Origin of the sequence: Geobacter grbiciae, from assembly GCF_018531165.1 — a bacterium.
Taxonomy (GTDB): Bacteria; Desulfobacterota; Desulfuromonadia; order Geobacterales; family Geobacteraceae; genus Geobacter; species Geobacter metallireducens.
In genome coordinates, this window is record NZ_JAHDIW010000012.1 from 24,157 (window position 1) to 49,792 (window position 25,636).

The following is a 25,636-nucleotide window of genomic DNA, read 5'->3' on the forward strand; positions in this document are numbered from 1 at the left end:
AGCGTCGCGAGACGGAACGACTTCACGAAGGAGATAACCAATGAACTATCAAAATAATCCCTTTCCCTACCACGTCGGTGTCCAGTCGCTCCACGAGCTGGCCAACAAGCATTCCCGGGTCTGCATCATGAACATCCGGGGGACCGAGAGCTCACTCGTCACCCCCGTCTCCCACGCTTACAGCGGCGGGAACGTGGTTGCCGGGGTCCAGTACGGTGAGTCGGGCGGAACCTTCGAGACCCCCGTGGGGGACATCCCGGTCTTCGGCAGCATCTCCGACGTCATCAGGGCTGGCATCCACTTCGACACCGGCGTGGTCTATCTCCCCCCCAGCGCCGTTTCCCACGCGGTGTCGGAGATGTGCGCCCGTAACGTCAACCTGAAGCGGATCGTCATCGTGACCGAGAAGGTCTCGGCCCGGGATTCGCGCCTGATCCGCTACGGCTGCCAGAACGCCAAGGTGGACGTGATCGGGGCCAACACCCTGGGGATTGCCAACTCCTGGGATCAGGTGCGGATCGGCGGCGCCCTGGGGGGGGACGTTCCGGCCCAGAGCCTGCGGAAGGGGAGTGTCGCCATCTACAGTAACTCCGGCAACTTCAGCACCACCATCTCCGAGTACCTGAAGACCGCCGGGTTCGGAACCTCCACCATCCTCAGCAGCGGCAAGGACGTCTACATCCATTTCGCCCTGGCGGAATTCCTCTACTGCGCCGAGAACGACCCCCGCACCAAGGCCATCGTGGTCTACGTGGAACCGGGGGGGTACTACGAGAAGCAGGCCCTTGACTGGATCAGCGAGGGGCGCTTCAAGCTGACCAAGCCGATCATCGCCTGCGTGACCGGGCGGTGGAAGAAGAACCTGACCCGCTCCTGCGGCCACGCCGGAGCCATGGCGGGAAGCGGCGACGACGCCGAGGCGAAGGAGATCTGGTTCGATGACTTCTTCGGGGTGCCGGTCTTTGATCCGGAGCGGCCAGAGGTCTCCAAACGGGGGATCCGGATCAGGACCATCCAGGATGTGCCCGAGGCGGTCACCGCCTGCATGGAGCTCATGGGCGAAAATCCCGACTTTCCCTCCACGGGGGATCTGAGCCTCAAGCCGTGGTTCGTAAACGATCAGGATCTGACCATGCCCCAGCAACTCCGGATGCATCCGGTGCGGGCCATCTCCCCCTACGGGGAGGAGATCGAGAAGTTCAACAAGCTGGTGGGGGCCCGCATCATGCGGGAGCCCATGCGCAACCGCTCCGGCGCCAGCGCCATCGACCCGGCCGACTTCACCATCTCGCTCCACGGCCGCAAGCTCCTGGATCTCATCGAGGAGCCCTTCGGCGCCGTGACGGCCTACTCGGTCCTGAAGACCATGCCCGACGCCGGTCAGATGGCCGTCATCAACCCGCTCCTCAACTGGTTCGCGGCCCGGGGAAGCGAGAATATCGCCACTGTGGCTAGGGGGAGGGCCAACGGCTGCACCCCCAACGCCGCCATCGGCGCCGAGGTGCTCCTTGCGGGGAACAATCCCCTCTTTGAGTCGCTGCGGGCCACGAGCTCCTGGCTCATCGACCGGTTCTTCCACGAGACCGGGGGAGATCTCTCCATCAACGAGGAGCTCATCGAGAAAGCATGCAGCGACGGCGAGGGATTCCCCGCCGCCGTGGAGGACCCCCGTTCGGAACAGCTGGCGGAGTATTTCGGAGCACTGCTCCGGACCCATGGCCAGGAGACAATCCTCACCCGTTTCGCCCAGGTGTATAGCGAGAAACGTCGCGCCGAGGGAGAACCCGTTGATTCCTTCACGCTTCTCGCCTCCGCCATCCTCCTGGGGCTCGCCTGGAAACCCCTGGCGGAGCGCCGCATCGCCCGGGAGGTTGCCCAGGATCTCGGGACGTACCTGGGGCTGAACGGGATCATCGTTGGCGTCTCTCCCGTGAACCCGGAGCGGAATCCCTTCTGGCAGAAACTCCACGCGCTCATGGATCCGACGATCCTCTCTACCGATTTTGCGTCCACCTGCTTCCAGGTGCTTTTCAACCGGGTTCCGCAGGAGCAGGAGCTCTTCACCTACAACGCGCTCCTCAACCTCACCGTCACCAACGGCCCGGGAACCCTCAGCGCCAAGGGAGCCAAGGAAAGCATCAGCGCCCGCAACCACATCGCCACGGCCTATGCCGGCTTCCTGGCCAACACCGGCCTGGCCCACGGGGGGAATGGCTTCGAATCGGTGAGCTATCTCCTGGACATCTTCTCGGAGACCGACCCGTACCAGGGAACCCCGGTGGAGTTGGACCCGGTCCTCAAGGGGCTGGCAGCCCGGGCAACCCAGGAATTCGTGGTCCGGAAGAAGAAGGCGAAGATCGAAGGGGCGACGGAGCGGATTCCGTGCATCAACCATCCGGTGTTCCGCGACAAGGCCGAAAACCACGACCCGCGAGAGGTCTTCATCCGCAATCTTCTCAAGGGGAAGGAGATCCAGAATCCCTTCCTGGAGTTCTACCACCACCTGGTCACGGAGCTCCACGCCGAGGGGATAACGAGCAACGTCTACTGCGTCAACGTCGATGCGGTCATCGCGTGCATCGCCCTGGATCTCCTCTGGAAGCAGCTCCGGGACGGCGAAATCAGCGAGCAGGATGCCCAGGAGATCGTCTTCATCATGTTCCTCTACGGCCGGATGGCGGGGGTGTCGGCCGAAATCGCCGACCACCTGGGCAGGGGACAGGATCTCGACTGCCGCACCAATCCCGGCGAGCTGGTGTATCTGGCGTAGCGTACCCCTCACCCGCCCTTCGGGCACCCTCTCCCCCGGGGAGAGGGGGAAGAAAACGACCGTTGGAACAAGGAGGTGGCTCCATGGAGGCATTGAAAAAAATCCGCAACACCCCCGTATCCGAGTACATGCAGCGGGAAGTGGCCAGCATTGAAGGGAGCCAGACCGTTGCCCAGGCGATCCAGCTCATAAAGACGAGAAAGGTTGCCAGCCTTGTGGTCCTTCCCCGCAACGAGGACGATGTGTACGGCATCCTCACGGTGCGGGACATCCTCGGCAAGGTCATCGACCCGGGGGAGAACATCTACCGCGATATCTGGAACACCCAGGTGCACGACATCATGACCAAGCCGGTCTACAGCATCGACCCGACCATGCGGGTGAAGTACGCGCTGCGGATGATGAACCGGCTCGGCGTCCGGCGGCTCGTGGTGCTCCGGGGGAACGAACTGGCGGGGATCATCAGCGAGATCGAGATCTTCCGGGCAGTCGAGGATTTGCCGGCAGTGGCCCAGGTGGCCCTGTAGCCGCAACACCCACGCAGGGAGGCAGTCATGGAGCACAAATTCGACATAGTCATCGTCGGGGCAGGGGGAGGAGGGCTGTTCGCCGCCCTGGAGGCGGTGCGCACCAACCCGCGGGTTTCCGTGGCCGTCATCTCCAAGGTCTACCCGACCCGCTCCCATACCTCCGCGGCCCAGGGGGGGGTCAACGCGGCCCTGGGGAACAAGGACCGGGACGACACCGTGGATCTCCATGTCTTCGACACCGTCAAGGGGAGCGACTACCTGGCGGACCAGGATGCCGTCGACTACCTCTGCAGCCAGGCCCCGTCGGTGGTGCGGGAGCTGGAGAACCTGGGGGCGCCGTTTTCGCGATTCGCTGATGGCACCATCGCCCAGCGCCCCTTCGGCGGGACCGTGAAGGACCGCTGCTGCTACTGCGCCGACAAGACCGGCCATACCCTCCTCCACACCCTGTTCGAGCAGTGCCTCCGCCGGGGGGTGACGTTCTTCAACGAATATTTCCTCCTCTCCCTGGAGCATGCCGACGGCGACTGCCAGGGGGTCATCACCCTGAACATGGCCACGAGCGCCATCGAGACCTTTGTGGCCCCGGTGGTCATCCTGGCCACCGGCGGCCACGCCAAGATGTACTGGAACCGCTCCAGCAACGCGGCCGGCAACACCGGTGACGGCCAGGCCGCGGCCCTGCGGGCCGGCATTCCCCTGAAGGACATGGAGTTCATCCAGTTCCACCCGACGGGGCTGCGCAAGAGCGGGCTCCTGGTGACGGAAGGGGCGAGGGGCGAGGGGGGGTATCTCCTCAACCGCCACGGGGAGCGCTTCATGGTCCGCTATGCCCCCCAGAAGATGGAGCTGGGTCCCCGGGACCTGGTGGCCCGCTCCATGGAGACGGAGATCATCGAGGGGAACGGCTTCGAGAGCGATGCCGGGAGCTACATCGAACTGGATCTCCGCCACCTGGGTGCCGAGGCCATCAAGAAGAAGCTCCCCCAGATCAGGGAACTCTCCATGCACTTCGAGGGGGTGGACCCCATCGCGGAGCCGATCCCGGTCCGTCCCACGGCCCACTACTCCATGGGGGGGATCGACGCCCACATGGCGAAGACCGCGGTCCGCGGCGTCTTTGCCGTGGGGGAGTGCGCCTGCGTCTCCGTGCACGGGGCCAACCGGCTGGGGGGAAACTCGCTCCTGGACATCCTGGTGTTCGGGAAACGAGCGGGACAGGAGGCGGCCGAGGAGGCCCCCCGGCGCAGGGCGCTGGGGATACCCCCGGGCGCGGTTGCGGGGATGGCCGACGAAATCAGGTCGTACGCCAATCCTGAGCGCTACGAGCGTTACGGCATCATCAGGGAGGAGATGGGAAAGGCCATGGGGGACAACGTGGGGATCTATCGGGTCGAAGAGAGGCTCCGCACGGGGGTGGAAGAGATCCTGGCCCTGCGGGAGCGCTTCCGGCGCATCCGGCTCTTCGACACGGGGACCGTCTACAACACCAACCTGATTCAGATCCTGGAGCTCAAGAACATGCTCGACCTGGCCTCCTGCGTCGCCATCACCGCCCTGGCCCGGCAGGAGAGCAGGGGGTCCCATTACCGCGAGGACTTCCCCCGGCGTGACGACGGAGCGTGGCACATCCATTCCCTCTGCACCATGGAGCGGGATGGCGAGGTCCGTCTCGGCCACAAGCCGGTCACCATGGGGAAATACTCCCTCGAGACAAGGAGTTACTAATGGAACGGCGAGAGGTTTCATTCCGCATCTACCGCTACAACCCCCAGGTTGACCGCACTCCTTTTTACGACAACTTCAGGATTGCCGTCGAGAAGGGGATTACCATCCTGCGCGCCCTGAACCACATCAAGGAGCACCTGGAGCCGCGCCTTACCTTCCGGGCCTTCTGCCAGGCGGGAATCTGCGGTTCCTGCGCGGTCCGCATCAACGGGGTCTCGAAGCTTGCCTGCACGACCCAGGTCTGGGACGAGCTGGGGGGGGACGGAGAACACACGATCCTCATCGAGCCCCTGAACAATCTGGAAGTGATCCGGGACCTGGTGGTGGACATCGACCCGATCATGGACAAGCTGAAAGAGAATTACAGCTGGGTTAAGCCGGCGATCCCCCAGGAGGAAATGGGGCGGAAAGAGCATCTCGTGAGCGACGGGGAGTTCGAGGCCATCAACGCGGCATCGGACTGTATCCTCTGCGGGTCGTGCTACTCGGAGTGCAGCATGATGGAGGTGAACCGGAGCTACATCTCGCCGCCGGTCCTCGTGAAGGCGTTCCGCATGAATAACGACTCCCGCGACACCCTCGCCTGTGAGCGGCTGGAGCGGGTCTCCTCCGACCACGGCCTGTGGGACTGTGCCCACTGCCACAAGTGCATGGAGCACTGCACCAAGAACATACCGATCATGGACGGCATCCACCGCCTGCGGGAGGAAGCCTTTGAGCGGGGGATGACCGACTCCGAGGGGGCCCGTCACGCCCAGGCATTCTTCGACGACATCCGCGACCTCGGCAGGCTGAGGGAGGTCACCTTGCCGCTCCGCACCAAGGGGATGATCGGGAGCCTCAGGATGGTACCCCTGGCGGTCAAGATGGGGCTCAAGGGTCGGACTCCACCCCTGTGGGTGCGGCCGATTCCCGACATCGACCGGGTCAGCGACATTTACAGCCGCCTGGAGGCAAATCCGGGCGGGGAGGCTGTAGGGGCAATTCATGAATTGCCCCTACGGTCGGCGCCACGAAGCGGAGAGTGCCTATGAGATACGCTTATTTCCTGAGTTGCATCAACGAGTCCATGACCAGGGAAGTGGACCAGTCCCTCCACCTGTGGAAAAAGGACCTGGACCTCGAACTGGTGACCCTGGAGAACGGGACCTGCTGCGGGGGGAGCAACCTCGATTACGTGAGCCCCGACCACTTCATCATCGTCAACGGGCGGAACATCGCCCTTGCGGAGCAATTGGGGCTCGATCTCGTGACCTCCTGCAGCACCTGCCTTCTGACCCTGCGCCGCGCCAAGCATCTCCTGGGCACCTCCCCCGAGAAGCGGGAGCTGGTGAATGCCCATCTGGCGGACGAAGGGCTCCGCTATGAAGGGGCCAGCGACGTGAAGCACCTCCTCTGGGTCATCAACGAGGATTACGGACTGGAGAGGCTTGCCGGCAAGGTGACCGCCCCTCTCTGGGGGGTCCGCTTCGCCCCGTTCTACGGCTGCCACATCCTGCGCCCCTCCTCCCTCCTGGGGAGGGACAACCCCGCCGCCCCCTCGTCCCTGGACCGCCTGGTTGAGGCCCTTGGCGGGAGCCTGGTGGAGTACGGCTCCAAGAACAAGTGCTGCGGCTTCCATACCCTCCTGGTGGCGGAGAAGCAGTCCCTCGCCATGACGGGGAACGCCCTTGAGGATGCGCTCCGGGCCGGGGCCGACTACATCGTCACCCCGTGCCCCCTCTGTCACACCGCCCTCGATGCCTACCAGGACAGGGCTCTGTCGGGACGTGCCGCGGCCGGAAACATTCCGGTCCTCCACCTCTCCCAGATGATCGGCCTCGCCTTGGGATATTCAAAAGAGGAGCTCGGCATAGACCGTCATATGGTCGCCGCATAGTCAGTCCGATACATTTTTGAGTGGACGAGCACTTACAGCCATGGGTGCTCCTTTCTCTGGCCGGGGGACGCTCCGGCCTTTTTTATCCTTTCCCTCTTCGGTTCCTTATGCAGGAACGAGGTAACTCTTCTCTCCCACTCTGTTACCGTACGGTAACGACGGTACGGCTCTGTATCCCTTTTTCCGCGCGCTGTATTCTGAATAATCCAATATTATCAACCCGATGCAATTTTTTGAGTGGCTCGAAGTATTTGGTACACCACTTGCCATTAGTCATGGCAAGGAATCTCGATGGCTCGTCTGTCACCCGTCCGGTTTTCGCAGGAGGTGAAAATCATGGGAAAAATTCTGGAATTGGTTGGCGGCCCCCCCGCATCGGGGAAAACAACGTACATTCGAACAAACTATGAAACCAAGGGTAGCGGGGAGTTCGTGCATCTTGATTACGACGCAATGGTCGTCAAGGAAGCGGGGAGGTGCCGCGGAGATGTTCAGGAACAGGATGTCAGGGATCATGTCAGCATGGTGTACGGTCGCGAGCGCTCCACGGTAATTTACGGTGATGCCGGGAGAGTGACGGTGGATTGGCCCTTTTGCGTGTCGAAAAGGGCTGAGGAGTACATCTCGATTGGCCGTAATGCCGGCCGTCACATTGAATGCAACTTTTTTACGGCACAGGCCACCGAAGCCTGGAAACGGTCGCTGACCCGGCATGTGGCCGGCGAATACAACGCGTTTACGGTCTTTCTGAATAAACACGCCGACATTGGAGAATCATTGCGGCCGAGTTTTCAGGACTTTCTGGAAGCCCACCGTGACATGCCGGCATCCGTCGAGCGGATTTTCCCCCAGGCCGACGTGGCGTATCTCTGGGACAACAACGAGCGGGATGCCGTGCCGGTGCTCATCGCAACGTGCAAAAAAGGCGAAAAAATTCACGTCATCGACCAGGGCCGGTGGGACCGGTTTCAGTACAAGCGGGAGATTGACATTGATGCCGAATTCGAGGTGCTGGACAGTCGTGTCGAGGAATTCCAGGGAAAGCCGAGAACTCTGTTCAAGGTGCAGTATGCCAATGTAATACGGAGTGGGAGAGAGAAGGAGTTTTTGATTTAGCCCGGGAGTGTAACAGGGAAGTATCTTTCCCGTTGCGATTTGGGACATTTATCCACTGTTTCCGGCACTTGTTCCGTTACCTGTTCCAACCCTGAAGCAGTCTGAAGTGTATACACGGAAAATTTGTTATTGACACGTGATTTCATGTGGTTACGCGTGGTGCTTATTCGTTGTGCAGGATGCAGAAGTGCCCAATGATACGTGACAATCCTGAAACATATCCACAGTTGCGCGCGACTTATCCACACCCGCCGTGGAAAGCGTGTGACGCACCGGTTTTCATGGCAATTTACTCATATTGGGATTCCTTCCGCCCCGATGGTCGCCGTCGCTCACCTCACCCCCGGCAATCCCGCGTTTCGGGGCCGGTGATGGGGCTCCCCTCCTCTTCCTCGTGCTTGAAAAAGACGAAAGCTTTTTCCCATCGTTGCGAGCCCGAGCCCCTCCCCTAGAACCGACAGGGTTCTGAAGAAGCAGCCGTCCTCCCCCTTGTGGGCATTTTCATGCCCCCCATGGGAATGTATTGCCCCAATTGTCTGTTGCCCATTAAGGGCTCCACGCTGCCGCTTCCCTCTATTATTTTCTGTGACGGCCTCTGGTTTCGTTTTTCAGGCATTCTGCGCTGGAAGGAGGCGCGCTGCGTATAGTACAAAAGCCTGGATTGAGTATAGCAAATGTGCTATGTTTTTTCATGGTTTGGACAATCACCTATTACAGCGAATCGCTTCAAGAGGAAATACTGGCAATGCCGGCGGGCTTTCTAGGCAGGTATCTTCGGTATACTGACCGCATGGAGGTTTACGGTCCGGACCTCGGCATGCCGCACACCCGCGCTATGGGGGAAGGGCTGTTCGAACTGCGGCTTAAGGCCTCGGAAGGTATAGCGCGGGTGTTCTACTGCACCATGGTCGGCAAGAAGATCGTGATGCTGCATCAATTCACGAAGAAAACGGACAAGACTCCGCCCAGAGAGCTTGAACTGGCGCGGAGGAGGATGAAGGAGGTTAAGAATGCTCACGCACAAAAAACTTAAAGCCCGTGCGCTCGAACGCCCGGATGTGAAAGCCGAATATGACCGGCTTGACGAGGAATTTGCTTTTCTGGAAGAATTTCTGAAAGCGCGTGCAGCTGCTGGAGTTACACAGGCGGAAGTTGCCGAACGCATCGGTACAACACAGTCGGCAATTGCACGGCTTGAGTCAGGAGGAGGAAAACATTCTCCCTCGCTGGCCACGCTGCAGAAGTACGCACACGCCCTCGGTTGCCGTCTGGAGTTGCGGCTCGTCAAAGAGACTAAAGCTCGGGAAATTGAAGGAAGGGCCAGCCACCCAGGTCGGGCCGCCACGAAGCGGGTGGCTGGGTAGCTTCGCTACTGTCAGCGAGAAGTATGGTGTGTTTGGTCGTCGCACGGGGACGTTGTCTATTTGTCAATGATACTGAGTTGGCAAATAAACAACTTGTTGCTGAGCGGTTCACGCACGCGCATGAATCGCTTACCTACCCATATTGAATATTTAGTTAGTGAGCATGAAAAATATTAAATTTGTCTTCGCGAGGGCCGACCGCGATATTTTAGTCGAGCGTCATGCAACCCACTACTCAGCTTCTTCGAGACGTGCTTCAAGGCATTTCGGAGATGCTCAACGGTAAAGCGATTAGCAGCGGTTTCAGCATCTCGGTCTCAATGTTCAACCAGCCAGCTATGCAATTTCTACCCTGCGCCTGTTGTAGCCAGCAGGCGGCCGGATGTCAAACATTAAGAGTTTGCCATTCAGGCAAGCGTTCCTGCGCCACCATGAATTCTGGCCGGCACCCGGCAGCTCCCGTCCGTCCGGCCCTCTCTTCCCCTGTTGCCAGTGCTTTGAACGAAACCGGGGCACGTAACGTTTCCCACCCATCCGTTACCGCAAAGTAACGTCATCCCTGTCCCCGCGCATCCCTCCCGTGGCTTCTTTCTTTGATTAGTTTATTAGTATCACATGGTTATGATTCTTTATTTTGGTTGGCGCATTTGGTACGTCACTTGCCATTGTGATGTCAGGTTGTTGGTTCATAATGTCAGGGACGGCGGGAGTTTTGACGGAAGGGTGCTTTAGGTAGAACAATATTTTATGCCGGTTGTAGGGGCGATGTCCCGTTGTCCCGAAATATGATGAGACATCGAAGAAAGGGGAGTATTCCATGGGGAATCACGTCTGGCGGCCGCTCTTCATCGCCGTGGCCCTGATCGCACTGGTCCTCGTTGCCAGAACGTTCCTGGTGCCGAAAGACTTCGGCGTCCACGAACGAGGGTACATGTACGGCTGGCACCGCAAGGGTAACGAAAACGAATGGAAGGCCGTGACGGTGAAGTACCGGACGGCCGCGTACTGCAAGGAATGCCACGCCGACAAGGCGGAGAGCCTGGCTCGCACCCCCCACGGGATCATCTCCTGCGAGAACTGCCACGGGCCGGCCCTGAACCATCCCGAGGACCCGCCCACCCTCACCATCGACCGGAGCCGCAAGCTCTGCCTCCGCTGCCATGCAGCCCTCACCACCCCCACCAGCGGCAGGGCCTCCATCGCCGGCATCAACCCCGAGACCCACAACCCCGAGGCGGAATGCGTTCTGTGCCATGATCCCCACAACCCGGTCGTCAAGGAGGCTCATGCAAAACGAGATGAGGAGGCCGGGATGCTAGGCGCAAGTGAGCGAGGAAGCGAGGCGTACCCGTTGGTACGTTGAGCTTTCGAGTGAGCGGCAACAACGCAGACCGGCCCCGCAGTAGTTTTGCATGAGCCTCAAGGAGGAGCAGCAATGAACAGGCGAGATTTTCTCAAAAATAGCATCACGGTCATCGCGGGGCTGGCGGTGCCCCTCTCGGCCCTGGAACTCATCAGTCCGAGGAAGCTCCTTGCCAATAAGGGAGACGAATCGCCGGTCCGGTGGGCCTTTCTGGTGGACACCCAGGCCTGCGTCGGGTGCGGCTTCTGCGTCAAGGCGTGCAAGACGGAGAACGAGATCCCCCACGAGACCAACATCACCCGCACCTGGGTGGAACGGTACGTGGTCACCCGGAAGGGGAAGACCTACGTGGATTCTCCCCGGGGAGCCCGGGACGGCTTCACTACGGACCGGGTCGACCAGGGGGAGGAAGGGTATCGCGAGGTGAAGGCGGAGGAGATCGAAAAGGCGTTCTTCGTGCCGAAGCTCTGCAACCAGTGCGATAACCCCGCCTGCGTCCAGGTCTGCCCGGTGGGGGCCACCTACCAGACCCCCGACGGCGTGGTGCTGGTGGACCGGAAGCACTGCATCGGCTGCGCCTACTGCATCATGGCGTGTCCCTACGGGGTACGCTCCTTCAATCCGGCCTACAAGACGGCGGAGAAATGCACCTTCTGCTACCACCGGATCAGCCAGGGGATGAAGACGGCCTGCGTGGACGCCTGCCCCTTTGGCGCCCGGAAGATCGGCAACCTCCGGGACCCCGACGATCCCGTGACGAAGACCATCATGTCGGGACGGGTCGGCGTCCTGAAGGAGCAGTACGGCACCAAACCGCAGGTCTACTATCTTGCCCTTTCCCGGGAGGTGAAATAGCCATGGTACACGGTGAAGCATGGACGCTGAAAGAGCTGTTCGTCTACCCCAACGAGTACATCTACTGGACCATCCAGATCGTCATGTACCCGTTCATGACCGGCCTCGTGGCCGGCGCCTTTGTCCTCTCCTCCCTCTATCACGTCTTCGGGATCAAACAGCTGAAGGATATCGCGCGGTTTTCGCTGGTTTTCTCCTTCGCCCTCCTCCCCGTGGCGATGATACCGCTCCAACTCCATCTCCAGCACCCGGAACGGGGGATCGAGGTGATGCTGACACCCCACTTCACCTCGGCCATTGCCGCCTTCGGCATCGCCTTCTCCACCTACGGCATGATCGTCGCCTCGGAGCTCTGGTTCGTCTACCGGCGGCACTTCGTGGAGACGGCCCTGGCGCTTAGGGAAAAGCGGGACAAGACCATCCCCGAGCGGGGACGGCAGCTCCTCTTTTCGGCCCTCACCCTCGGCGCCTGGGACATCAGCGAGCACGCCCTGGCAAAGGATGAACGGGCAGTGAAGATCATGGCGACCACCGGTATTCCGGTGGCCTGTCTCCTCCACGGCTACGCCGGTTTCATTTTCGGCTCCGTGAAGGCCAATGCCCTCTGGACCACCCCCCTCATGCCCTTCATCTTCATCTGCTCCGCCGTGGTGTCGGGGATCGCCCTCTGCGTCCTCTGCTACATCGCGACCATGGAGATCCGCAAGCTCATCGTCGCCTGGAAGCGAAAGAGCGACCCGAGCCTCCCCACCCCGGAGGAGATCCGGACCGTGGAGATGTACGAGGTCACCATGACCGCTAAATACCTGGTTCTGGCCCTCCTGGCGGCCCTGGGGCTGGAGCTCCTGGACCTCCTCTTCCGGGACTACGCCAAGTTCAGCTCGTGGGAGATCGTACGGAGCCTCATCTACGGCAAGGATTTCGTCAACGTCTTCGTGATCCAGTACGGCATCGGCAACCTGGTCCCCCTGGCTCTCTTCCTCCTGCCGCGGCTCACGGTGCGACGGGCGGTCGTGGCCACGATTCTGGTCCTCATGGGGGTCTTCATGATGCGGTGGAACCTGGTCATCGGCGGCCAGGCCTTCTCGGCCTCCTTTTCCGGCTACATGCACTACGAGCTTCCGATCATCCCCCGCGACATCGAGACCTTCAAGGAGGGGCTCCTGGGTGCCCTGCTGGTGGGGGTGCTGCCGTTCATCTTTTTCTGGGGGCTGAACAAGATTTTCCCGGTTTTCAAGTGCGAGGATACCCATTGAATAAAAGTTTGGAGCCATTTTCGATTACTTGACTAAAGTCAAGGTGGCATGGTTGCAAAACGCTATTTTACGGATAAACTTTGCTTAGACTAATATGTTGAATTGATTAGATATTGCACACTTATCCACGTAACGGGAGGAACGTCATGGCGAGAGGAATTCTCCGAGCAGCAGTCAGCCGCGTATGTCTGATTCTGGTGCTGTCCTTTGCGGCGCACGCGTACGGTGATCCGGGCAAGGACCTGTTCGACAAACAGTGTTCAGGCTGCCACACCGTCGGCGGCGGCGATTCGGGAGGGCCGGACCTCAAGGGGGTGACCGACAGGAGGTCCGAGGAGTGGCTCGAGTCGATCATCATTCATCCGGATGCGATGGCTGCGACCGATCCGGCCCGGAAGGAGCTGATCAAGAAATACGGCTACGAGATGCCGACCCTCGGCATCAGCCATGATGACGCCATTAAAATCATCGCCTGGCTCAGGGGAGGGGGGGGTGGCGCCGCCCAGGCGGGTGCCCCGCCGGCGGACGAGCATCCGGAAGTCGTGGTGACGCCGGCCCTGGTTGCCAAGGGTAAAGCGCTCTTCACCGGGCAGAAGCCACTGGCCAACGGGGGCGCGCCGTGCATCGCCTGCCATCGGATCTCGACCCCGGGTATCACGGGGGGGAACCTCGCCGTCTCCAACCTGAGCGCCTCCTACCAGAAGATGGGAGAGAAGGGGATGCGGGGGGCGCTCAAGGCCCTCAAGTTCCCGACCATGAAGAAGATTTACGAGAACCGCCCCCTGACCGATGACGAAGTAACGAGCCTGATCGCCCTGTACAAGGATGCTGCCCTCACTAAGAGCACACCATCTGCGTCCTTCTTCCCCGCCTACGGCGCGGGGACTTTCGTCGTGTTCCTCGTCGGCTTGACTCTCTACAAAAGGAGGACCAGATAAATGACACAGGAAAGGCTCAAGGACGACCGGTGCGGATGTGACCGCGGGTGGGAAGAGTTCTACCGGAACCGCTGGCAGTACGACAAGGTGGTGCGGAGCACCCACGGGGTGAACTGCACCGGCAGCTGCAGCTGGATGGTCCATGTGAAGGACGGCATCGTGGGGTGGGAGCTCCAGGCCAACGACTATCCCCAGTTCGACGGGACCATCCCCAACCACGAGCCCCGTGGCTGTACCCGGGGGATCAGCTACTCCTGGTACCTCTACAGCCCCTTGCGGGTGAAGTACCCCTACATGCGCGGCGCTCTCATCGATCTCTGGCGCGATGCCCGGAGCCGTCACGAAGACCCCGTGGAGGCCTGGAAGAGCATCGTGGAGAACCCGGAATCCCGCCGGGCCTATGTGAGCAAGCGGGGGACCGGCGGCATGCGCCGGGCCGACTGGGACGAGGTGACCGAACTGATCGCCGCCTCCTCCATCTACACGGCGAAGAAATACGGCCCGGACCGGGTCATCGGCTTTTCGCCGATCCCGGCTATGTCCATGATCAGCTATGCGGCCGGCACCCGGTTCCTCCAGCTCTTCGGCGGGGTCGCCATGAGCTTCTACGACTGGTACTGCGACCTGCCGCCCGCATCGCCCCAGGTCTGGGGGGAGCAGACCGACGTCAATGAGTCGGCCGACTGGTACAACGCCTCCTACATCGTGCTCTGCGGCTCCAACGTCCCCATGACCCGGACCCCCGATGCCCACTTCATGACCGAGGCCCGCTACCGGGGGACCAAGGTGGTGGTCATGTCCCCGGACTACAACATTGCCACCAAGTTCGCCGACAACTGGCTCCCCGTGGAGCAGGGGCACGACGGCGCCTTCTGGATGGCGGTGAACCACGTGATCCTCAAGGAGTGCTACGCCGACCGCCAGGTCCCCTTCTTCCAGGAGTACGCCCTGAAATACACTGATCTCCCGTTCCTGGTGAAGCTCACCCCTTCTTCCCCTCTCCCTGAGGGAGAGGGCCAGGGTGAGGGTGGGGTTATCCTCAAGCAGGGGGAATTCCTCCGGGCCGCCGAGTTCGAGCGGAGCGCCTCCCTTGAGCATGCCGACTGGACCCTCTGCGTGGCCGACGGGGCCGGGGACGTGAAGATCCCCCACGGGAGCCTCGGCACCCGCTGGAGCAAGCAGGAGGGGAAGTGGAATCTGGACATGACGGATCTCGTGGATGGTACCCCCATCGACTGCCGCCTGACCCTCCTGGGTGGCGAGACCGGGAAGGTTCGCTTCACGTTCGAGGCTGAAGGGGAGAGCGTCCGCGAGGTGCCGGTCCGGCGGATCGAGACGAAGAACGGCCCGGTGACGGTAGCCACCGTGTACGACCTCCTCATGGCCCAGTTCGGGGTCTCCCGGGGGCTCGGGGGGGACTACCCCAAGAGCTACGAATCCGACAAGCCCTTCACCCCCAAGTGGCAGGAGAAGTACACCGGCATCGCCGCCGACTCCCTCATCAAGATCGCCCGGGAGTGGGCCGAGAACGGGGAGCAGAGCGGCGGCCGGAACATGATCATCATCGGCGCCGGGGTCAACCACTGGTACCACAACGACCTCATCTACCGGGCCGCCATCACCGCCCTGATCCTGACCGGGAGCGTCGGCCGCAACGGCGCCGGCCTCGCCCACTACGTGGGGCAGGAGAAGGTTGTGCCCTTGGCCCCCTGGACCTCCATCGCCATGGCCCAGGACTGGGTGAAGCCCTCGCGCCTCCAGAACACCCCGAGCTTCTGGTTCATCCACTCGGACCAGTGGCGCTACGACCGGACCTTCGTGGACTACTTCAAGCCCGAGACCGGCGAGCGGATGCCGCTCCACGCCGCCGATATGAACGCCAAGGCGGTCCGGCTCGGCTGGCTCCCCTTCGCCCCCCACTTCAACGAGAGCCCCTTGAGGCTCGTGGAGTCGGCCAAGGCCGCCGGCGCCCAGAACGACGACGAAATCCGCTCCTGGCTCGTGAATCGCCTCAAGAGCGGCGAGACTCGCTTCGCCATCGAGGACCCGGACGGGCAGGGGAACTCCCCCAAGGTCTGGTTCATCTGGCGGGCCAACGCCATCTCCTCCAGCGCCAAGGGGCACGAGTTCTTCCTGAAGCACGTCATCGGCGCCCCCAACAGCAGCGTCAGCGCCAAGGAGGTGGCCAAGGGGCAGGTGAAGGATCTCGTCTGGCACGACAAGGCCCCGGAGGGGAAAATGGACCTGGTGGTGGACCTGAACTTCAGGATGGACACCTCCACCCTCTACTCGGACATCGTCCTCCCCACGGCCACCTGGTACGAGAAGTCGGACCTGAACACCACCGACATGCACTCCTTCATCAACTGCCTGGACGCGGCCGTGCCGCCGTCCTGGGAGTCCAAGTCCGACTGGAAGATCTTCACCCGCATCGCCAAGAAGGTGAGCGAGCTGGCGGTGAAGCACCTCCCCACGCCGGTGAAGGACATCATCGCCGCGCCGCTCCTCCACGACACTCCCGGCGAGATCGCCCAGCGATCGGTGAAGGACTGGAAGCTCGGCGAATGCGAGGCGATCCCCGGCAAGACCATGCCGAACCTGGCCATCGTGGAGCGGGACTACGTGAACCTCTATAACCGCTACGTGTCGGTGGGGCCCCACATCGGGCACCTCCATGCCCACGGGGTGAGCTGGGAGGCGGACGACGTCCACGAGCAGCTCCTGGAGACCATGCCGACCCGGAACTGGAACGGCAAGTCGTTCCTCGACATCGAGGACGAAAAGACCGTGGCCGACGTGCTCCTCTCCTTCGCGCCGGAGTCCAACGGTGAACTGGCCTACCGGGCCTACCAGAACCTGGAGAAGCGGGTCGGCAAGCCCCTGGCCGGGATCGCCGCCGGAAGCCGCGACCTGCGGATCAAGTGGGAGCACGTGACCCAGAAGCCCCAGCGCTACTGCAGCACCCCAGTCTGGAGCGGCCTCGTGAACAACGGGCGTCCCTACGCCCCCTATACCCTGAACGTGGAATACGACGTGCCGTGGCGCACCCTCTCGGGGCGCCAGTCCCTCTACCTGGACCACCCCTACTACGGCGAGTTCCACGAGGGGCTCCCCACCTTCAAGGCGAAGCTCAACCCGGCGATTCTGGACGAGACCGAGGGGGAGAAGGGGCTTGTCCTCAACTTCCTCACCCCCCACGGCAAGTGGAGCATCCACTCCACCTACAGCGACAACCTCCGGATGCTCACCCTGGGCCGGGGGGGACCGGTGGTCTGGCTGAACCACGAGGACGCGGCCGGGGCCGGCATCGAGGACAACGAGGAGATCGAGGTCTACAACTTCAACGGCGTGGTGGTCTCCCGGGCCTGTGTCTCCTCCCGGATCCCGAAAGGGGCCGCGGTGATGTACCACGCGCCGGAGCGGACCATCAACATCCAGAAGTCAAAGAAGACCGGCAAGCGGGGCGGGGTCCACAATAGCCTCTCCCGCATCCGCCTGAAGCCGACCCTGATGCTCGGGGGCTACGCCCAGTTCAGCTACTACTTCAACTACTGGGGACCGACCGGCGTGAACCGGGACAGCTACGTGGTCGTCAGAAAGCTGAGGGGGTGAGACAATGGATGTCAGAGCACAACTGGTAATGGTGTTCAACCTGGACAAATGCATCGGCTGCCACGCCTGCAGCCTCTCCTGCAAGAACATCTGGACCGACCGCAAGGGCGCCGAATACATGTGGTGGAACAACGTGGAGACGAAACCCGGCGTCGGCTACCCGAAGAAGTGGGAAGACCAGGAGGCGTTCAAGGGGGGGTGGGTCGCCGACGGGCATAACCTGCGGCTCAAGGCCATGGGGAAGGGGCCGACGCTCCTCAACATGTTCTTCCAGCCCAACATGCCGAAGCTGGAGGATTACTACGAGCCCTTCGACTTCGACTACGGCAACCTCTACGGGGCCAAGGGGGGTGACGACCAGCCGGTGGCCGAGGCCTTCTCCCAGATCTCCGGGGAGAAGATGGCCCACATCAAGGCCGGCCCCAACTGGGACGACGACCTCTCCGGCTCCCAGGTCTACGCGGCGGCGGACGTGAACCTGGAGGACAAGAAGATTATCGAGCAGTACAGCACGATGTTCATGCAGTACCTCCCCCGCATCTGCAACCACTGCGCGAACCCCGCCTGCGTCGCCTCCTGCCCATCCCGGGCCATCTACAAGCGGGGTGAGGACGGGGTCGTCCTGGTGGACCAGGAGGTCTGCAAGGGGTGGCGGTTCTGCACCAGCGCCTGCCCCTACAAGAAGGTCTACTTCAACTGGAACAGCGGCAAGGCGGAGAAGTGCATCTTCTGCTTCCCCCGGACCGAGACCGGCCAATGCAACGCCTGCGCCCACAGCTGCGTCGGTCGTATCCGCTATGTCGGCGTCCTCCTCTATGACGCCGAGAAAGTGGAGCAGGCGCTCCTGAAGCCCGACAACCAGCTCGTGGAGGCCCACCGGGCCGTGATCCTCGACCCCCGGGACGAGGCGGTCCGGGAAGGGGCGAGGAAGAACGGCGTCCCGGAGCAGTGGCTGGAGGCGGCCGAGAAGTCGCCGGTCTACGCCCTCGTCAAGGAGTTCGGCCTGGCCCTGCCGCTCCACCCCGAGTTCCGGACCATGCCCATGGCCTACTACATCCCCTCCCTTTCGCCGGTTCTTTCCGCCGCCGGCGAGCTTCACGAGCTGGTGGAGCACGGGACGATCCCGACCCGGGAGGCCCTGCGGGCCCCCATCGGGTACCTGGCGAGCCTCTTCGGCGGCGGCAACCGGGACGTGGTGGCGGCGGCCCTGGAGAAGCTCATCGCCCTTCGCATCCACATGCGGGCCAAGAACCTCAACCAGCCCACGGACGAGGCGAGCCTCGGGAAGGCAGGGCTCGACGAGGCAGGGGCGAAACGTCTCTACCGTCTCTTCACCGTCGGCGGCTACAGCGAGCGGAACATCATCCCGCCCCAGCAGCGGGAAGAGCTCGATCCTCACACCCGCAAGGGGGCCAGCGGCTTCGGCATTCTCAAGAAGACGGGGAGGGGGAGACGATGATTGCGGATATCTATTCATCCCTGGCCCGGATGCTCGACTATCCCCAGGAGAAGAAAGGCCTCCTGTGGGCCATCGGCACCGTCCAGGGGTATCTGAGCGAAGAGGGGCTGGAGTGCCCCCTCGACACCTTCGGAGAGTTCATGGCCGCATCGACCCTGGCGGAGCTCCAGGAGGAATACGTGGCGACCTTCGATTTCAACCCGGCGGTGGCCCCCTATCTGGGGCACCACCTCTTTGGCGACAACCAGAAGAAGGGGGCGTATCTCATTGCCCTGAAGGGGGAGTATGGCCGCCACGGCTACACCCCCCTCGGCAACGAGCTTCCCGACCACCTCCCCGTCATCCTCTGGTTCCTGGCCCATCTGGCCCGCGGGGGGGAGGACGACGCACGGAGATCGTTCATTGACCGGCACGTATTGCCGGGGGTCGAGAAGCTCAGTGACAGCTTCGCGGCATCCCGCCGGGATTCCCCCTGGAGGCCCGCGGTCGAGGCTGTCCGCCTCATCTGCGGCGAGGACTCCGCCCGGGGAGAGCACCCCGCGGAAGGGATCGGCGATGGCGTTCTTGAAAAAAACCGCCCGAAAACGGCGGCGCATCCGGAGGTAAGCCCATGCTGAACACCGTGCTGAATACCTTTATCTTTGTGGCCCTTCCCTATGTGGCCCTGGCGATGCTCATCGTCGTCACCCCCTACCGCTATTACTCGAACCGTCTCACCTGGTCGGCCTACTCCACCCAGTTCCTGGAGCGGAAGACCCTCTACTGGGGGGCCAACCCCTGGCACTACGGGATCATCCCCATTATCCTGGCCCACGCCCTTGGCGTTGTGGCCCCCGGTGCCATGAAGTCGCTCCTGGGGAACGTGGAGGTCCTGGTCTTCCTGGAGAGCGTGGGGCTCGGCCTGGGGCTCTTCGCGCTCTTCGGCTGCGTGGTGCTCCTGCTGCGCCGCGTCAACGCTCCCATGCTGAAACGGGTAACCTATCCCGCCGACTGGGTGCTCCTCATTCTGCTGACCTTCCAGACGCTCACCGGGGTCTACATCAGCCTCTTCATGCGCTGGGGCTCCCAGTGGTACCTCCACACGGCGGTTCCCTACCTCTATTCGCTCCTCTACTTCAACCCCAAGGTGGAGTACCTGGCCGACTTCCCTCTTATCCTCAAGCTGCATGCGGCAGGGGCATTCCTGATCGTGGCGCTCCTGCCGTTCACCAAACTGGTCCACCTCCTCTACTGGCCCCTCGATTTTCTCAAGGATCCGCCCATCCTCTACCGCTGGCGCTCCCGGCCCGAGGGGAAGGTGGAGTAACGGCATTTCAAGGAGAACGCCATGGAAAGGCATGAGCATGAGACGGCAACGGCGGCAACGTGGGGGACCCAGGTCAGGACTCGCGCCATGGCGACCCACAGGTACAGGCAGATCTCGGTCCTGACGATGAATACCTTCGCCTTCACCGTCTGCTTCGCGGTCTGGGTGATGTTCTCCATCATCGGGATTCCGATCAAGGCCGCCCTGGGCCTGAACGAAACCCAGTTCGGCATCCTGGCCGCCACTCCGATCCTCTCCGGCTCATTGATCCGGCTGCCACTCGGGATGTGGACCGACAAGTACGGCGGACGCATCGTCTTCTTCATCCTGATGCTCTGCACCATCGTCCCCATCTACCTGGTGAGTGGAGCCACGGCGTACTGGCACTTTCTCCTCCTGGGGCTCTTCATCGGCCTTGCCGGCGGCGCCTTCTCGGTGGGGATCAGCTACACCGCCCGCTGGTTCACCAAGGCCCGGCAGGGGTTCGCCATGGGGATCTTCGGCGCCGGGAACGCGGGGGCCGCGGTCACCAAGTTCCTGGCCCCCTCCCTGGTGGTGGCCTACGGCTGGCAGATGGTCCCCAAGGTTTACGCCGCGGCCATGCTCGTGACGGCCATCCTGTTCTGGGCATTCACCTTCACCGAGCACAGCCACAAGGTCGGCTCGTCCGTGACCATCAGGGACCAGCTGGCGGCCCTCAAGGACCCGAAGGTCTGGCGCTACTGCCAGTACTACGCCATCGTCTTCGGGGGCTACGTGGGGCTCTCCCTCTGGATGACCAAGTACTACATCAACGAGTACGGCTTCGACATCCGGACCGCGGCCCTGGTGGCCGCCATCTTCGTCCTCCCCTCCGGCGTGATCCGCGCCCTGGGAGGGTGGCTGTCGGACCGTTTCGGCGCCCACACCGTCACCTGCTGGGTCATGTGGATCTCCGGCGGGTGCCTCCTCCTCCTCTCGATCCCCCACTTCGATGTGGTTGTCACCACGGTGAACGGTCCCGTCGCGCGCCACGTGGGGCTCAACGTATGGGTCTTCACCTCCCTTCTCTTCGTCGTCGGCATCGCCTGGGGGTTCGGCAAGGCATCGGTGTTCAAGCACATCTCCGACGAATACCCCCACAACATCGGCGTGATCTCCGGCATCGTGGGGCTCATTGGCGGGCTCGGCGGGTTCGCCCTCCCCATCATGTTCGGCGCCCTGGTGGACCTGACCGGTGTCCGGAGCACCGCTTTCATGCTCCTGTACGGCTCCACGTGCGTCTCCCTGTTCTGGATGTACCTGGCCCTGAAGAAGGAAAACGTTCATCGCAAGCTGAAGACCGCCGACATTCTTGAATAACAGCCAATTCCCATGGAAGGAGAACAACGATGCCAACGGACGTATTGACATCAACGGAAACGAAAAAAAGTACATCATCGCACGTTCTGACGGAGTGGAACCCGGAAGACAAGCACTTCTGGGAGACAAAGGGGAAGGCCATCGCCACCCGCAACCTCTGGATCTCGATCCCGGCCCTCTTTCTGGCCTTCGCGGTCTGGATGGTCTGGAGCGTGGTCTGCGTGAACCTCCCCAACATCGGCTTCAAGTACGACACCAACAAGCTCTTCTGGCTGACGGCCCTGCCGGGGCTGGCGGGGGCGACGCTTCGCATCTTCTACTCCTTCATGGTCCCCATCTTCGGCGGCCGCCGGTGGACCGCCATCAGCACCGCATCGCTCCTGATTCCCGCCCTGGGGATCGGCTTCGCGGTGAGGGACCCCATGACCAGCTACTCGACGATGCTGATCCTGGCCGTCCTCTGCGGGTTCGGCGGCGGAAACTTCGCCTCCAGCATGGCCAACATCAGCTTCTTCTATCCCAAGGCCCTGAAGGGGACCGCCCTGGGGCTGAACGCCGGCCTCGGGAACCTGGGGGTGAGCGCCATGCAGTTCCTCGTGCCGCTGGTCATCTCCACCGGCATGTTCGCCGCCCTCTGCGGCGATCCGCAGCAGTGCGTCATCAACGGGGTGACCAAGTCCATGTGGCTCCAGAACGCCGGCTTCATCTGGGTGCCGTTCATCGCCCTCTCCGCCCTGGTCGCCTGGTTCGGCATGAATGACATCGCCAGCGCCAAGGCATCCTTCAAGGATCAGGCGATCATCTTCCGGCGCAAGCATAACTGGCTCATGTGCATCCTCTACCTCGGCACCTTCGGTTCGTTCATCGGCTACTCGGCGGGGCTCCCGCTCCTGACCAAGTCCCAGTTCCCCGGCATCAACCCGATCAAATATGCCTTCCTCGGGCCGCTCGTTGGTGCCCTGATCCGCCCCGTCGGTGGGTGGCTGGCCGACAAGCTCGGTGGTGCGCGGGTCACCTTCTGGAACTTCATCATCATGGCCGCCGCCGTGTTCGGGGTGCTGGCGTTCCTCCCCCATGGCGGTGTCGGCGGCAACTTCTGGGGCTTCCTCGCCATGTTCATCCTCCTCTTCGCCACTACCGGCATCGGCAACGGCTCCACCTTCCGGATGATCCCGGTGATCTTCCTGACCGAGCGGCAGCGCGATGCGGCGGGAAGGGGGAAGGAGGCGGAGGAGCAGGCAATCAAGGACGCCAACAAGGAGGCGGCCGCCGTCCTGGGCTTCACCTCGGCATTCGCGGCCTACGGCGGGTTTTTCATCCCCAAGAGCTTCGGCACCTCCATTGCCGCAACGGGGGGCCCCCAGGCGGCTCTCTACGGATTCATCGCCTTCTACGCGAGCTGTATCCTCCTCACCTGGTGGTATTATTCGCGTAAGAACGCTGAAGTCCCCTGCTAATGCCGTTTCGCAGCAGGCATCTAACCAACAAAAGGAGAACAATGTGAAAAAAACAGCTATCACCATCGCCTTCGTCGCCACTTCTGCCTTTGCCGCACATGTTTTCGCCGCCGACGTGATTGAATTTCCCGCATCCATGGGTAAAGTGACATTTCCCCATAAAAAGCACCAGGAGATGCTGAAGGACTGCAAGAAGTGCCACGAAAACGGACCGGGCAAGATCAAGGAGTTCGGCAAGGACTGGGCCCACAAGACCTGCAAAGGGTGCCATACCGAACTGAAGAAGGGCCCTGTCGGCTGCACGGACTGCCACAAGAAGTAATATGGGAACCTGCGGTAGGGGCGCTGCCTGCCGCGCCGCGATTGGGCGGAGCAAGCGCCGCCCCTACCGTTTAGCCACCGAAGCAATGGCCTAAAGAGGTGATGCCATGATCTCCATTGAAGAAGCGCAACAGATCATCCTTTCCCACACGGGGCTTCTGGGAACCGAGGAGGTCCCCCTGTTGCACGCGCTTCACCGGGTGATCGCGGAGGATGTCTACGCGCCGTGGGATATCCCGGGGGCCGACCATTCGGCCATGGATGGCTACACCTTTGCCTACGACGACGTGCAGGGGGGAAGCCTCGAGGTCTGCGGCTTCCTTCCTGCCGGCGTGGCACCGACGGAGCCGGTTTCCCCCGGCTGCGCCATGAAAATCATGACCGGCGCCCCGATTCCCCCCGGTTGCGACACCGTTGTTCCCGTGGAGGATGTGCTGGAGGAAGGTACAACCATTCGCCTGCGGGGGATGGTCAAGCGGGGCGACCATATCCGCCGCCGTGGCGAGGAGGTGAACGCCGGTGATCTGGTCGTTGCCTCTGGAAGCCTCCTGCGCCCTCCGGAGATCGGCATCCTCTCTTCCCTGGGGAAGACGACAGCCACCGTGTTCCGCAAGGCCCGCGTCGCGGTTCTCTCCACCGGCGACGAACTGTTGCAACCCGGCTCCATCCCTGAGCCGGGCAAGATCATCAACAGCAACAGTACCAGCATTGCCGCCCAGCTTCTGGAGGCGGGGGCCGAGCCGCTCATGCTCGGCATCGCCCGGGATGATCTGGAGACTACCCGGCGCAAGATCAGCGACGGGCTCCAGGCCGATCTCCTCGTCACCACCGGCGGCGTGTCGGTGGGGGACAGGGACTTTGTCCGCGAGGCGCTCCTGGACCTGGGGGGAGAGATCAAATTCTGGAAAGTGGCCATGAAGCCGGGGAAACCGGTGGCCTTTGCCATGGTCCGGGGGAAACCGGTCTTTGCCCTGCCGGGGAACCCGGTGGCGGCCATGGTCGCCTTCGAGCAGTTCGTCCGTCCTGCCCTTCTGACGATGATGGGGCACGCCCGCATCCTTCGGCCCGTGGTCCGGGGGACCCTGGAGGAGGCCATCAGGAACCGGGGAGGGAGGCCGCACTTTGTGCGGGTGTCGGTCCGCCTCGAGGAGGGGCGCTACCGGCTGGCCGCCACCGGCGACCAGGGATCGGCGCGGCTTTCATCCCTCACCAGCGGCAACGGGCTCGTGAAACTCCCTCCCGACGCCGCCATCGTCGCCGGCAGCGAGGTGGAGGTGCTGCTCCTGGACCGTCACTTCGAGATGGGGCACCCCTGAGATGGAACTGATCGATACCTACGGACGGCGAATCACCTACCTGCGCCTCTCGGTGACCGACCGCTGCAACCTCCGCTGCCGTTACTGCATGCCGGCCGCGGGGGTGGAGAAGCTCGGCCACGGCGACATCCTGAGCTACGAGGATCTCTTTCGGATCGCCCGGGCCGCCGTTGCCGTGGGGATCGAGAAGATCCGGGTGACGGGCGGGGAGCCCCTGGTGCGGAAGGGGATTGTCCCGTTCCTTGCCCGGCTCGCAAAACTCCCGGGGCTTCGGGAACTGGTCCTCACCACCAACGGGTTCCTCCTGCCGGAGATGGCGGGGGAACTGCGCCGGGCCGGGGTGCAGCGGCTCAACGTGAGCCTCGATTCGTTCCGTCCCGGCACGTTCCGGGCCATCACACGAGGTGGCGACGTGTGGCAGGTGCTTGCCGGGATCGCCGCCGCGGAGGCGGCCGGATTTCCGCCCCCCAAGATCAACATGGTGGTGATGCGGGGGGTGAATGACGACGAGGTGCTTGACTTCGCGCGGCTCACCATGGAGCATCCCTACGCGGTCCGCTTCATCGAGTCCATGCCGGCCACGAGGGAGAAGAACTGGCAGAATCTGACCATTACGGGGGAGGAAATCCTTGAACGGATAGGGACGCAGTTCCCCCTGGAACCGGTGGAGAAGGGGAGCCTGGCGGGGCCGTCCCGGGATTTCCGCCTGAGGGGGGCTGCCGGCACCATCGGAATCATCACGGCCCTCTCCGGCCACTTCTGCGCCGACTGCAACCGGATTCGGGTCACCGTCACCGGCATGGCAAAGTCGTGCCTCTTTTCCGACGGCGGAATCGACCTCAAGCCCTTTCTCAGGCGCGAGGGTCCGAGGCCTCTGGCCGAGGCGCTCCGGAACCTGGCCTGCGCCAAGCCGGCGTGCCACGGCATGTCGATGGAGAGGGCCGAGCACCAGGCCTTTGCCATGGCGGCGGTGGGGGGGTAGGATCACCTCTTTCGCCCTTTCGTCACGTTTCCGTTCTATTTCC

General features: G+C 62.5%; 21 protein-coding genes. All 21 read left to right on the forward strand.

The window, feature by feature from the left end:
* The first annotated feature begins 40 nt into the window (after positions 1-40).
* The 21 genes from KJB29_RS13945 (at position 41) to moaA (ending at position 25,593) form a co-directional block, all read left to right on the forward strand.
* Positions 41-2,770, forward strand: a complete 2,730-nt coding sequence (locus KJB29_RS13945; RefSeq protein ID WP_004514018.1) for a citrate/2-methylcitrate synthase — start codon at positions 41-43, stop codon at positions 2,768-2,770.
* Positions 2,771-2,853: 83 nt separating this feature from the next.
* Positions 2,854-3,297 carry a CBS domain-containing protein gene (locus KJB29_RS13950; protein WP_004514019.1) on the forward strand — a complete coding sequence of 148 codons (444 nt, stop codon included), beginning with the start codon at positions 2,854-2,856 and terminating at the stop codon, positions 3,295-3,297.
* 27 nt (positions 3,298-3,324) lie between these two features.
* Complete coding sequence (locus KJB29_RS13955; protein ID WP_004514020.1) at positions 3,325-5,028, forward strand: FAD-dependent oxidoreductase; 1,704 nt, start codon at positions 3,325-3,327, stop codon at positions 5,026-5,028.
* Entirely contained in the window at positions 5,028-6,062 is a 1,035-nt protein-coding gene (locus KJB29_RS13960) for a succinate dehydrogenase/fumarate reductase iron-sulfur subunit (RefSeq protein ID WP_004514021.1), read from the forward strand. The genes KJB29_RS13955 and KJB29_RS13960 overlap by 1 nt, the downstream gene beginning before the upstream one ends.
* Positions 6,059-6,907: a CoB--CoM heterodisulfide reductase iron-sulfur subunit B family protein gene (locus KJB29_RS13965; RefSeq protein WP_004514022.1), complete on the forward strand. Its 849-nt coding sequence runs from the start codon at positions 6,059-6,061 to the stop codon at positions 6,905-6,907. The genes KJB29_RS13960 and KJB29_RS13965 overlap by 4 nt, the downstream gene beginning before the upstream one ends.
* Positions 6,908-7,243: 336 nt before the next feature.
* Positions 7,244-8,023, forward strand: coding sequence for a hypothetical protein (locus KJB29_RS13970; protein ID WP_011365650.1), 780 nt, complete (start codon positions 7,244-7,246; stop codon positions 8,021-8,023).
* Between the two features lie 691 nt (positions 8,024-8,714).
* On the forward strand, positions 8,715-9,056 hold the full coding sequence (locus KJB29_RS13975) for a type II toxin-antitoxin system RelE/ParE family toxin (protein WP_215735049.1): 342 nt from the start codon (positions 8,715-8,717) through the stop codon (positions 9,054-9,056).
* On the forward strand, positions 9,034-9,387 hold the full coding sequence (locus KJB29_RS13980; protein WP_215735050.1) for a helix-turn-helix domain-containing protein: 354 nt from the start codon (positions 9,034-9,036) through the stop codon (positions 9,385-9,387). The genes KJB29_RS13975 and KJB29_RS13980 overlap by 23 nt, the downstream gene beginning before the upstream one ends.
* A gap of 817 nt (positions 9,388-10,204) precedes the next feature.
* Complete coding sequence (locus KJB29_RS13985) at positions 10,205-10,750, forward strand: cytochrome c3 family protein (protein ID WP_215735051.1); 546 nt, start codon at positions 10,205-10,207, stop codon at positions 10,748-10,750.
* Positions 10,751-10,822: 72 nt separating this feature from the next.
* Positions 10,823-11,605 (forward strand): 4Fe-4S dicluster domain-containing protein, encoded by a 783-nt coding sequence (locus KJB29_RS13990; protein ID WP_215735052.1) that lies wholly within the window; start codon positions 10,823-10,825, stop codon positions 11,603-11,605.
* Between the two features lie 2 nt (positions 11,606-11,607).
* Positions 11,608-12,861 carry an NrfD/PsrC family molybdoenzyme membrane anchor subunit gene (nrfD, locus tag KJB29_RS13995; protein ID WP_215735053.1) on the forward strand — a complete coding sequence of 418 codons (1,254 nt, stop codon included), beginning with the start codon at positions 11,608-11,610 and terminating at the stop codon, positions 12,859-12,861.
* A gap of 146 nt (positions 12,862-13,007) precedes the next feature.
* The gene (locus KJB29_RS14000; protein WP_215735054.1) at positions 13,008-13,799 is read left to right on the forward strand and encodes a c-type cytochrome; all 792 of its coding nucleotides are present in this window, start codon (positions 13,008-13,010) and stop codon (positions 13,797-13,799) included.
* Positions 13,800-17,411, forward strand: coding sequence for a nitrate reductase subunit alpha (locus KJB29_RS14005; protein ID WP_215735055.1), 3,612 nt, complete (start codon positions 13,800-13,802; stop codon positions 17,409-17,411).
* 4 nt (positions 17,412-17,415) lie between these two features.
* Positions 17,416-18,870, forward strand: a complete 1,455-nt coding sequence (narH, locus tag KJB29_RS14010; RefSeq protein WP_215735056.1) for a nitrate reductase subunit beta — start codon at positions 17,416-17,418, stop codon at positions 18,868-18,870.
* Positions 18,867-19,487, forward strand: a complete 621-nt coding sequence (gene narJ, locus KJB29_RS14015) for a nitrate reductase molybdenum cofactor assembly chaperone (protein ID WP_215735057.1) — start codon at positions 18,867-18,869, stop codon at positions 19,485-19,487. Before narH ends, narJ begins: the two co-directional genes overlap by 4 nt.
* Positions 19,481-20,176, forward strand: coding sequence for a respiratory nitrate reductase subunit gamma (gene narI / locus KJB29_RS14020; RefSeq protein ID WP_215735058.1), 696 nt, complete (start codon positions 19,481-19,483; stop codon positions 20,174-20,176). The genes narJ and narI overlap by 7 nt, the downstream gene beginning before the upstream one ends.
* 21 nt (positions 20,177-20,197) lie before the next feature.
* Complete coding sequence (locus KJB29_RS14025; RefSeq protein WP_215735059.1) at positions 20,198-21,517, forward strand: MFS transporter; 1,320 nt, start codon at positions 20,198-20,200, stop codon at positions 21,515-21,517.
* Positions 21,518-21,546: 29 nt separating this feature from the next.
* On the forward strand, positions 21,547-22,974 hold the full coding sequence (locus KJB29_RS14030; protein WP_215735060.1) for a NarK family nitrate/nitrite MFS transporter: 1,428 nt from the start codon (positions 21,547-21,549) through the stop codon (positions 22,972-22,974).
* Positions 22,975-23,017: 43 nt separating this feature from the next.
* Positions 23,018-23,296: a cytochrome c7 gene (locus tag KJB29_RS14035; RefSeq protein ID WP_215735061.1), complete on the forward strand. Its 279-nt coding sequence runs from the start codon at positions 23,018-23,020 to the stop codon at positions 23,294-23,296.
* A 106-nt stretch (positions 23,297-23,402) separates the two neighbouring features.
* Positions 23,403-24,611: a molybdopterin molybdotransferase MoeA gene (locus KJB29_RS14040; protein ID WP_215735062.1), complete on the forward strand. Its 1,209-nt coding sequence runs from the start codon at positions 23,403-23,405 to the stop codon at positions 24,609-24,611.
* Between the two features lies 1 nt (position 24,612).
* On the forward strand, positions 24,613-25,593 hold the full coding sequence (moaA, locus tag KJB29_RS14045; RefSeq protein ID WP_215735063.1) for a GTP 3',8-cyclase MoaA: 981 nt from the start codon (positions 24,613-24,615) through the stop codon (positions 25,591-25,593).
* The last annotated feature ends 43 nt before the right edge of the window (positions 25,594-25,636 follow it).

What these genes read in the sequence shown, in the direction of transcription:
- KJB29_RS13945 (WP_004514018.1), top strand. Translation starts at nt 41, where the DNA reads ATGAACTATCAAAATAATCCCTTTCCCTACCACGTCGGTGTCCAGTCG.
- KJB29_RS13950 (WP_004514019.1), top strand. Translation starts at nt 2,854, where the DNA reads ATGGAGGCATTGAAAAAAATCCGCAACACCCCCGTATCCGAGTACATG.
- KJB29_RS13955 (WP_004514020.1), top strand. Translation starts at nt 3,325, where the DNA reads ATGGAGCACAAATTCGACATAGTCATCGTCGGGGCAGGGGGAGGAGGG.
- KJB29_RS13960 (WP_004514021.1), top strand. Translation starts at nt 5,028, where the DNA reads ATGGAACGGCGAGAGGTTTCATTCCGCATCTACCGCTACAACCCCCAG.
- KJB29_RS13965 (WP_004514022.1), top strand. Translation starts at nt 6,059, where the DNA reads ATGAGATACGCTTATTTCCTGAGTTGCATCAACGAGTCCATGACCAGG.
- KJB29_RS13970 (WP_011365650.1), top strand. Translation starts at nt 7,244, where the DNA reads ATGGGAAAAATTCTGGAATTGGTTGGCGGCCCCCCCGCATCGGGGAAA.
- KJB29_RS13975 (WP_215735049.1), top strand. Translation starts at nt 8,715, where the DNA reads ATGGTTTGGACAATCACCTATTACAGCGAATCGCTTCAAGAGGAAATA.
- KJB29_RS13980 (WP_215735050.1), top strand. Translation starts at nt 9,034, where the DNA reads ATGCTCACGCACAAAAAACTTAAAGCCCGTGCGCTCGAACGCCCGGAT.
- KJB29_RS13985 (WP_215735051.1), top strand. Translation starts at nt 10,205, where the DNA reads ATGGGGAATCACGTCTGGCGGCCGCTCTTCATCGCCGTGGCCCTGATC.
- KJB29_RS13990 (WP_215735052.1), top strand. Translation starts at nt 10,823, where the DNA reads ATGAACAGGCGAGATTTTCTCAAAAATAGCATCACGGTCATCGCGGGG.
- nrfD (WP_215735053.1), top strand. Translation starts at nt 11,608, where the DNA reads ATGGTACACGGTGAAGCATGGACGCTGAAAGAGCTGTTCGTCTACCCC.
- KJB29_RS14000 (WP_215735054.1), top strand. Translation starts at nt 13,008, where the DNA reads ATGGCGAGAGGAATTCTCCGAGCAGCAGTCAGCCGCGTATGTCTGATT.
- KJB29_RS14005 (WP_215735055.1), top strand. Translation starts at nt 13,800, where the DNA reads ATGACACAGGAAAGGCTCAAGGACGACCGGTGCGGATGTGACCGCGGG.
- narH (WP_215735056.1), top strand. Translation starts at nt 17,416, where the DNA reads ATGGATGTCAGAGCACAACTGGTAATGGTGTTCAACCTGGACAAATGC.
- narJ (WP_215735057.1), top strand. Translation starts at nt 18,867, where the DNA reads ATGATTGCGGATATCTATTCATCCCTGGCCCGGATGCTCGACTATCCC.
- narI (WP_215735058.1), top strand. Translation starts at nt 19,481, where the DNA reads ATGCTGAACACCGTGCTGAATACCTTTATCTTTGTGGCCCTTCCCTAT.
- KJB29_RS14025 (WP_215735059.1), top strand. Translation starts at nt 20,198, where the DNA reads ATGGAAAGGCATGAGCATGAGACGGCAACGGCGGCAACGTGGGGGACC.
- KJB29_RS14030 (WP_215735060.1), top strand. Translation starts at nt 21,547, where the DNA reads ATGCCAACGGACGTATTGACATCAACGGAAACGAAAAAAAGTACATCA.
- KJB29_RS14040 (WP_215735062.1), top strand. Translation starts at nt 23,403, where the DNA reads ATGATCTCCATTGAAGAAGCGCAACAGATCATCCTTTCCCACACGGGG.
- moaA (WP_215735063.1), top strand. Translation starts at nt 24,613, where the DNA reads ATGGAACTGATCGATACCTACGGACGGCGAATCACCTACCTGCGCCTC.